9 protein-coding genes are annotated in these 8,421 nt (G+C 72.2%); 6 read left to right on the top strand and 3 right to left on the bottom strand.

Translation table 11 applies throughout. The annotated features are described in order from the left end of the window. Positions 1 to 367, top strand: a 367-nt coding sequence (locus VIM19_18250; GenBank protein HEY5186793.1) for an ROK family protein, incomplete at its 5' end; no start/stop codon positions are given. Positions 368 to 383: 16 nt separating this feature from the next. Here the strand turns inward: VIM19_18250 and VIM19_18245 are convergent. Genes VIM19_18245 through VIM19_18235 form a run of 3 tightly spaced genes read right to left on the bottom strand, consistent with a single transcriptional unit; the run spans position 384 to position 3,818 of the window. Further along, complete coding sequence (locus tag VIM19_18245; protein HEY5186792.1) at positions 384 to 1,964, bottom strand: MDR family MFS transporter; 1,581 nt, start codon at positions 1,962 to 1,964, stop codon at positions 384 to 386. Next, entirely contained in the window at positions 1,964 to 2,419 is a 456-nt protein-coding gene (locus VIM19_18240) for a MarR family winged helix-turn-helix transcriptional regulator (GenBank protein HEY5186791.1), read from the bottom strand. Before VIM19_18240 ends, VIM19_18245 begins: the two co-directional genes overlap by 1 nt. Before the next feature lie 31 nt (positions 2,420 to 2,450). Then, positions 2,451 to 3,818, bottom strand: a complete 1,368-nt coding sequence (locus VIM19_18235) for a cytochrome P450 (GenBank protein ID HEY5186790.1) — start codon at positions 3,816 to 3,818, stop codon at positions 2,451 to 2,453. A gap of 45 nt (positions 3,819 to 3,863) precedes the next feature. Between VIM19_18235 and ilvA the strand changes: the two genes are divergently transcribed. The 5 genes from ilvA to VIM19_18210 form a co-directional block, all read left to right on the top strand. Further along, positions 3,864 to 5,075: a threonine ammonia-lyase gene (gene ilvA / locus VIM19_18230; protein ID HEY5186789.1), complete on the top strand. Its 1,212-nt coding sequence runs from the start codon at positions 3,864 to 3,866 to the stop codon at positions 5,073 to 5,075. 145 nt (positions 5,076 to 5,220) lie between these two features. Beyond that, positions 5,221 to 6,039: a hypothetical protein gene (locus VIM19_18225; protein HEY5186788.1), complete on the top strand. Its 819-nt coding sequence runs from the start codon at positions 5,221 to 5,223 to the stop codon at positions 6,037 to 6,039. Next, the gene (locus VIM19_18220) at positions 6,036 to 6,404 is read left to right on the top strand and encodes a DUF2089 domain-containing protein (GenBank protein HEY5186787.1); all 369 of its coding nucleotides are present in this window, start codon (positions 6,036 to 6,038) and stop codon (positions 6,402 to 6,404) included. The genes VIM19_18225 and VIM19_18220 overlap by 4 nt, the downstream gene beginning before the upstream one ends. A gap of 252 nt (positions 6,405 to 6,656) precedes the next feature. Continuing rightward, positions 6,657 to 7,661: an ATP-binding cassette domain-containing protein gene (locus tag VIM19_18215; GenBank protein HEY5186786.1), complete on the top strand. Its 1,005-nt coding sequence runs from the start codon at positions 6,657 to 6,659 to the stop codon at positions 7,659 to 7,661. After that, positions 7,658 to 8,421: ABC transporter permease (locus tag VIM19_18210; GenBank protein ID HEY5186785.1), on the top strand; the 764-nt coding region annotated here is incomplete at its 3' end. The genes VIM19_18215 and VIM19_18210, both read left to right, overlap by 4 nt.

The raw sequence follows: 8,421 nt of genomic DNA, 5'->3' as shown, positions 1-8,421 counted from the left end.
GGAGCAGGGCTGGCGCCCGACCGCCGCGTGGGGGGAGGAGCACTCGGCGCGGGAGCTGGCCGAGGACGCCCGCCGCGGGCACCCGGTGGCGCTGGCCGCGATGGAGCGGGCCGGCGGCGCGCTCGGCGTCGCGATCGCCTCGGTGACGCACCTGCTCGACCTGTCCGTGGTGGCGGTCGGCGGTGGGCTCTCGCAGGCCGGGCCGTTGCTGTTCGACCCGTTGGAGGCATCGTTCCGCCGGCACGCCCGGCTCTCCTACGCGCGGGAGGTCCGGGTCGTGCCAGCGGCCCTCGGCCAAGACGCCGGCCTAGTGGGGGCGGCGGCCCTCATCCTGCAGCCGGACCGGTACTGGAACCCGGCCGGCTAGCTTCAGATCACGAGCCTCAGATCACGCTGGCCGGCTCGACGAGCTCGTCCGTCTCGCCGTGGTGGCTGCGCAGCTTGATCTCCTTGAGGAACCAGGTCAGCACGAACGCCAGCAGCACGACGGGGACGGCGGTGACGAACACGTTGCCGAGCGCCGAGACGAACGACTCGATGACGGGTCCGCGGACGGCCGGAGGGAGCGCGGCGATCACCTGTGGGGAGCCGGTCAGCTGCGCCGTGTTGACGCCCTGCAGGGCCGCGGCCGGCAGCCGACTGGCCAGCTGGGAGGCCAGCCCGTTGGCCAGGATGGTCCCGAACAGCGCGGTGCCGAAGGTGCCGCCCATCGACCGGAAGAACGTCGACGAGGATGTGGCCACACCCATGTCGCTCGGGTCGACCGAGTTCTGCGTGGCCAGCACGATGACCTGCATGACCAGGCCGATGCCCACGCCGAGGGTCAGCATGTACAACGCGATCTGCCAGTACGACGTCTGCGAACCGAGGGTGGACAGCAGGAACATGCCCACCGCGGTCACCGCGGTCCCGGCGATCGGGAACCGCTTGTAGCGGCCGGTTGTGGTGATCCGTCGCCCGGACACGATCGACGCGACGAGCAGGCCCACCATGAGCGGCAGCAGCTCCAGGCCGGACTGTGTCGGGGAGACCCCGCGGACGATCTGCAGGTACACCGGCAGGAACACGATGGCCCCGAACATCGCGAAGCCGATGATGAACCCGATGCCGCTGGCCACCGAGAAGATCCGGTTGCGGAACAGCCGCAGCGGCAGGATGGGCTCGGCGGCCCGGCCCTCCCACCACACGAAGATCGCGGACAGCACCACGCCGGCGACCAGCAGACCGGTGATCTCGAAAGTGCCCCAGCCGACCTCGCTGCCGCGGACCATGCCGAGCAGCAGGCAGGTGACGCCGCTGACCATGAGCGCGGCGCCGAGGTAGTCGATGCTGTGCTCGCGCCGGATGTGCTTGAGCCCGTGCAGCGCGCGGTCGGTGACGATCAGCGCGACGATGCCCAGCGGGATGTTGATGAAGAAGATCCAGTGCCAGGACAGGTGGTCGACGAAGAACCCGCCGAGCAGTGGCCCGGCGACCGAGGACACAGCGAACACCGCGCCGAAGTAGCCCTGGTAGCGACCCCGTTCGCGCGGCGGGATGACGTCGCCGATGATCGCGAACGCCAGCGCCATCAGGCCGCCGGCGCCGAGGCCCTGGACAGCCCGAGCCCCGATGAGCTCCCACATCTGGGTGGACAGGCCGGACAGCATCGAGCCGATGAGGAACACGACGATCGCGAACCGGAACACCGGTTTGCGGCCGTAGAGGTCGGAGATCTTGCCGTACAGCGGCGTGGACGCCGTGGAGGCCAGCAGGTAGGCCGTGACCACCCAGGACAGGTGCGCCAGGCCACCGAGGTCGCCGACGATCGTCGGCAGCGCGGTGGACACGATCGTCTGGTCGAGCGCGGCCAGCAGCATGCCGGTCATCAGCCCGGACAGGATCACCAGGATCTGGCGATGCGTGAACTGGGCGGGGACGACGCCCCCGGCCTGGGCCCGGGTGTCGGTGGTTCCGTCGGTCACTACAGCTCCGTCGTCTCGTGGGGGCAGTCGTTCAGGTCGTCGGCCAGCCGGCGGACCAGCCGACGAAGGGTATGTCGGTCCTCGTCGGGCCAGTGGGCGATGGCGTCGCGGATGGCCACGGCGCGCTGGTCGAGCAGGTGGGCGAGAACCTCTCCGCCGGCGTCGGTCAGGCCGATGGTGTGCGCCCGGGCGTCGTGCGGGTCGGGGGTTCGGGTGATCAGCCCGCGGGCCTCGAGCACGCGCAGGTGCCGGCTGACCGTGGACAGGTCCAGGTGCATCTGGGCCGCCAGGTCGGAGGGGCGGACCGCCCCGAGCCGGTGCGTCTCGTGCAGGACGGCGAGTGCGGCCTTGTCGACCGGTCCGCTGATCGGGAGCCGGCGCAGCCGCAGTACCACCGCGTAGAGGGCGACGGCCAGCTCGTCGTCGTCCCTCGTACAGAAGTTTGCTTGCAACACGCAACCATTAAACCCCGGGCCGTGCCAGTCGTCAAATCGCGGAGCGCGCCCGCAGCGTGGTCGGCAAGCCGGCCCGTGGGCGCAGGGTGACCGACGGCTCGGGCAGTGCGTCGTAGTCGGGGTCGACCTCGGGATCCCAGCGCTGCGCCAGCGTGGCCAGCACCAGGGCCCCCTCGGCCCAGGCGAACGACTCGCCGACGCAGACTCGCTGGCCCAGCCCGAACGGGAACCAGGCGCCGCGCGGCTGGCCTGGCGCCGCCTCGTCGAAGCCGCCCTCGGCGTCCAGCCAGCGGGCCGGCTCGAAGGCCAGCGGCCGGGTCCAGAACCGGGGATCGCGGTGCAGCACCCACTGCGAGGCCACGGCGAGGGAGCCCGCGGGCAGGGTCCAGCCGTCGACTCGGAGGTCCGCGGTCAGTCGGCGGCCGAGAGTCCAGGCCGGCGGGTACAGGCGCAGCGCCTCGGCGAAGGTGGCCGTGGTCAGCGGCAGCCGGGCCAGGTCGTCGAAGGTCGGCGGGCGGCCGCCCACAGTGGCGGCCACCTCGGTCCGCAGCGCGGCTGCCTGCTGCGGGTTCTGGGACAGCAGCCAGAACGTCCAGCTCAGGCCCACCGCGGTGGTCTCGTGGCCGGCCAGCAGCAGGGTCATGACCTCGTCGCGGACCTGTCGGTCGGACATCCCGGTGCCGTCGTCCTCGTCGCGGGCCGCCAGCAGCATGGACAGCACGTCCCCGGTGTCGCCGGCCGCCCGGTGCTCGTCGATCAGCCGCTGGACGACGGCGTCCAGGCCGGCGATCGAGGACTCGATCCGCGCGTTCACCGGCAGCGGCAGCCGGTCCAGCAGCTGCCCGCCTGGCAGCACCCGGCGGCGGCTGCCGGCCAGCATCTGCCCCAGCGCGGCACCGACGGTTCGGGAGTCCCCGGACAGGTCGGAGCCGAACAGGGCCCGCCCCACGATGGTCAGGGTGAGCGTGGACAGCTCGCTGACCAGGTCCACCTGACGTCCGTCGGTCCAGTGCTGCGCGGTGTGCTCCAGCGTGGCAGCCACCATGTCGTCGGCGTAGCTGCGGATCCGGTCGCGGTGGAAGGCCGGCTGCACCAGGCGGCGCTGCCGCCGCCAGTGCTCGCCCTCGGCCGTGAGCAGGCCCTCGCCGAGCAGCACCTTGGACCGCTGCAGCGCCCGGCCCTTGACCGTGAACCGGCCGTTTGTGACGTAGACCTCGCGGATGACGTCGGGGTGGGTGAGGAAGTAGTAGTGCTCCGCGCCGATCCGGACGTGGGCCAGCCGCGGGTGAGCCCGGGCGATCGCGGTGAAGAAGTCCGTGGGGGAGCGACGGCGGGTGGCCAGGGCCTGCACCATGGTCACGCCCCGAGGGCCGGGGGGACGCAGCACGGTTCGGGTCACCCCTCCAGTGTGGACTCCTCGCCTCTCGGTGCCAGACTCCCGCCCATGGACCTGCCCGTGAGCCTGGACGACGTCCGTGCCGCCCGCGTGCTGCTCGAGGGAGTGGCTCGGCTGACGCCGCTCGAGGGTTCCCGCCCGCTCACCGAGCGGGTCGGCGGGCCGGTGCACCTGAAGTGCGAGAACCTGCAGCGGGCCGGCTCGTTCAAGATCCGCGGCGCTTACACGCGGATCAGCGGGCTGACGCCCGAGGAGCGGGCCCGCGGCGTGGTCGCCGCGAGCGCCGGCAACCACGCCCAGGGGGTGGCCCTGGCGGCGTCGATGCTCGGGGCCAAGGCGACCGTGTTCATGCCCACCGGGGCGCCGATCCCCAAGGTGCAGGCCACCCGTGGGTACGGCGCGGAGGTCCGGTTCGTCGGGCAGACCCTCGACGAGGCTCTGGTCGAGGCCCAGGCGTTCGAGCGGGAGACCGGGGCGGTGCTCATCCACCCGTTCAACCACCGCGACATCGTGGCCGGCCAGGGCACCGTGGGCCTGGAGATCCTCGAGCAGTGCCCGGACGTGCGCACCGTCGTGGTGTGCACCGGCGGCGGGGGGCTGCTGGCCGGGGTCGCGCTGGCCGTGAAGTCGCTGCGCCCCGACGTCCGGGTGGTGGGTGTGCAGGCCGAGCAGGCCGCCGCCTACCCAGCCTCGCTGGCCGCCGGGCACCCGGTGCCTCTCGCCACCATGAGCACCATGGCGGACGGCATCGCGGTCGGCTGCCCCGGAGAGGTCCCGTTCGCGATCGTGCGCGAGCTGGTGGACGAGGTCCGGGCGGTGCCCGAGGCGTCGCTGACCCGCGCCATGCTGCTGTGCCTCGAGCGGGCCAAGCTGGTGGTCGAGCCGGCCGGCGCGGCCGGCGTGGCTGCGGTGCTGGACGACCCGACCGCTTTCGAGCCGCCGGTGGTGATCGTGCTGTCCGGGGGCAACGTGGACCCGCTGCTCATGTTGCGCCTGCTGCGGCACGGCCTCACCGCAGCCGGGCGGTTCCTGTCGATCGCGGTGCGGGTGCCGGACCGCCCGGGCAACCTGGCCACCCTGCTGGGGGTGCTGGCCGAGACCGACGCCAACGTGCTGGACGTCGTCCACCACCGCACCGAGGCCGCGCTGTCGCACGACGAGGTCGAGATCGACGTCGAGCTCGAGACGCGCGGCCCGGACCATGCGGCCGCCGTGCTCGCCCGGCTGGCGGAGGCAGGCTTCACCGTCCTGCCGACCTGACCCCCTCACGCCGCGCGCTCCCCGAGCTGCCGCCGACCGGTTTCAGGGTCGATTCGGGGCTGTGGACATGCGCAGATGGGACCCTTTCCGCGCAAGGTGACAAGACTGTCTTGACAATCTGATAAGAAAGCATTTCACTTCTGGCATGACCACTCCAGATATGCGTTCCCTGCTGGAGCAGGTGGCCGCCGGCCAGCTGGATCCGGCCGACGCCGCCCGCCTGCTCGACAGTCCCGCTGCGCCGGCCGCGCCGGCTGAGCCGCCGGTCAGCGAACCGTCGTCCGTGCGCGTCGTCCCCGCGCCCACGGGCGCGCCCACCGCCGACGGCGTCCGACGGCTGCTGGTGCGCTCCACCGCACGCTCGGTCCGGGTCATCGCCGACCCGACCGTCGCCACCGTCGACGTCGACGGCCCGCACCGCACCGTCCGCGAGGACGACCTGCTGCGCATCGAGTCCGACCTGGCCGGCCCGGAGCCCGGCTCCTGGTCGCAGGAGCGCCCGGCCACCTGGTGGCGCTCCTTCGTCCAGACCGGCGCCCTCGGTGAGCGGCTCGTCGTCCGGGTCAACCCGGAGCTGGCCGTGGAGGCCGAGGTCACTGCCGGCGCACTCGACGTCGTCGGGCTCACGCACGGGCTGCGGTTCCGGGTGACCGCTGGCTCCATCAAGGCCACCGGCTGCGCCGGCTCGGTCGACGGCGTGGTGCAGGCCGGCAGCGCCAAACTCGAGCTGCTGGTCCAGGCGAACTCCCGGGTGCGCTGCGAGTCGGGCAGCATCGACCTGCGGCTGCTGCCCGGATCCGACGTCACCGTCCGCACCGATCTCGAGCTCGGCGACCTCAAGGTCTACGACGCCGACGGGACGACGTCCAAGCCCTCGTCCCGCCAACCGTTGGTCGTGGGTGAGGGCACCGCGACCTTCGACCTCGAGGTCGTCATGGGTTCGATCAAGGTGCGGCGGCCATGAGCGAGCTCACGCACCGGCCCCCGCGGGACTGTCCGGTCTGCTCCGGCCGCCTCGCCGTCACCAGGCTGGGTTGCCGCTCCTGCGGCACCGAGCTGTCCGGCGCGTTCCGGCAGTGCTCCTACTGCGGGCTGTCGGACGACGACCTCGAGCTGCTCAAGGTGTTCCTCGTCTCCCGCGGCAACATGAAGGAGCTGGAGCGCCACCTCGGGGTCAGCTACCCCACCGCGCGGCAGCGCTACGCCGAGCTGCTCAGCCGGCTCGGCTTCGAGGCCGCACCCGCCCCGCTCACCCGCGAGCAGGTGCTCGCCGACCTCGCGGCCGGCCGGTTGTCGGTCGACGAGGCCGAGGCACTGCTCCGTGGCTGAGGGCTGAGGGCTGAGGGCTGAGGGCTGAGGGCTGGGGACGCAGGCGCCGGCGTCCGGACACCGTCCGTCCCGGGGCACGTCCCGGTGTGGTCCCCCCGCCCATCGTGCGTCCCGTCGTCCTGCCAAGAAGGGCGAAAAGGTGCGACAGCGCGCACAGATGGGACCCTTCATACGAGGGCGGCCGGGGGGAAATGCGGTTGAGGGCTGTCGGTACCCCTGCCTAGCGTCGAGACAACCCCCCGAGGAGCAGCCGTGACCACAGCGATCGAAGCGCACGGGTTGGTGAAGCACTACGGCGACGTCAAGGCCCTCGACGGCGTCGACCTGCGGGTCGAGGAGGGCACCGTGCTCGGCCTGCTCGGGCCGAACGGGGCCGGCAAGACGACGACGGTCCGGATCCTGTCCACCCTGCTCCGCCCGGACGCCGGCACGGCCACCGTGGCCGGGTACGACGTCGTCCGGGACGCCCAGCAGCTCCGGTCGGTGATCGGGCTGTCCGGCCAGTACGCCGCGGTCGACGAGAACCTCACCGGGCGGGAGAACCTCTACCTGTTCGGTCGGCTCTACCAGCTGCCGAAGGCGGTGGCCCGGTCGCGGGCCGACGAGCTGCTCGAACAGTTCTCCCTCACGGCTGCGGCCGGCCGGGTGGCCAAGACGTACTCCGGCGGGATGCGGCGCCGGCTCGACCTGGCCAGCGCACTGATCGGGCGGCCGCGACTGCTGTTCCTGGACGAGCCGACGACCGGCCTGGATCCGCGCAGCCGACTCGGCATGTGGGACGTCATCCGCGACCTGGTCCGCGAGGGCACCACCCTGCTGCTCACCACGCAGTACCTGGAGGAGGCCGACGAGCTCGCCGACGTCATTGCGGTCGTCGACTCGGGCCGGATCATCGCCGAGGGCACCGCCGACCAGCTGAAGTCCGAGGTAGGCGGCGAGCGGATCGAGGTGGTCGCCCGCCACGCGGCCGACGTGGCACGGACGCTCGCCCTGCTCACCCGCGACACCGGTGACGGGGGCACCGTGGACGAGCACACCCGCCGGGTCACGGTGGCCGCGGAGGGCGGCGCGCAGCGGCTGGTGGAGGTGCTCCGCGCCCTCGGCGAGGCCGGCATCGAGATCGATGACATCGGACTTCGGCGGCCCACCTTGGACGACGTCTTCCTGAGCCTCACCGGTCATGCCGCCGAGCAGGCCGCCCCCACCGCGGACGATGACGAGCCGGTCGCCACCAGCCACTCCGGGAGGACTGCATGACCGCCACCACCGCACCCGCCGAGGTGTCGACCGGCCGCACGCTGCCGCCCGCCGTCTCCGACGGGCTCATGGTCACCTGGCGCAACCTCAAGCGGATCCCGCGGATCCCCGAGATGGCCGTGTTCGCGGTGCTGCAGTCGATCATGTTCGTGCTGCTGTTCGCGTTCGTGTTCGGCGGCGCGATCCCGCTGCCGGGCGGAGGGTCCTACCGGGAGTACCTGATGCCCGGGATCTTCGCGCAGACGCTGGCCTTCGCGGCCGTGACGACCGCGATCGGCATGACTGACGACATGAACAAGGGGATCATCGACCGGTTCCGGTCGCTGCCCATGGCCCGGTCGGCGGTGCTGTCCGGCCGGACGACGTCCGACGTGCTGTACAACGCCGTGATCCTGGCCGTGCTCATGGCCACCGGCGTGGCGGTGGGCTGGCGGGTCCACACCGGGCTGCTCGGTCTCTTCCTGGGCGGCGCGCTGCTGGTGGCGTTCGCCGGCGCGATGGCCTGGGTCGGGGTGTACCTGGGCATGTCGGTGCCCACCGTCGAGGTGGCGCAGCAGGTCGGGTTCATCACGATCTTCCCGCTGACCTTCGTGTCCAACGCATTCGTGCCTACCCAGTCGCTGCCCGGCTGGCTGCAGCCGGTCGCCGAGTGGAACCCGATCAGCTCGATCGTGGCCGCCTGCCGCGAGCTGTTCGGCAACCCCACACTGGCCGCCGGTGACAGCTTCCCCGCGCAGAACCCGATCCTCATGTCGGTGCT

The organism is Actinomycetes bacterium, assembly GCA_036510875.1.
Classification (GTDB): domain Bacteria; phylum Actinomycetota; class Actinomycetes; order Prado026; family Prado026; genus DATCDE01.
Note: the sequence above shows the minus strand (reverse complement) of the source record. Positions and strands in the feature narration are given on the sequence as shown.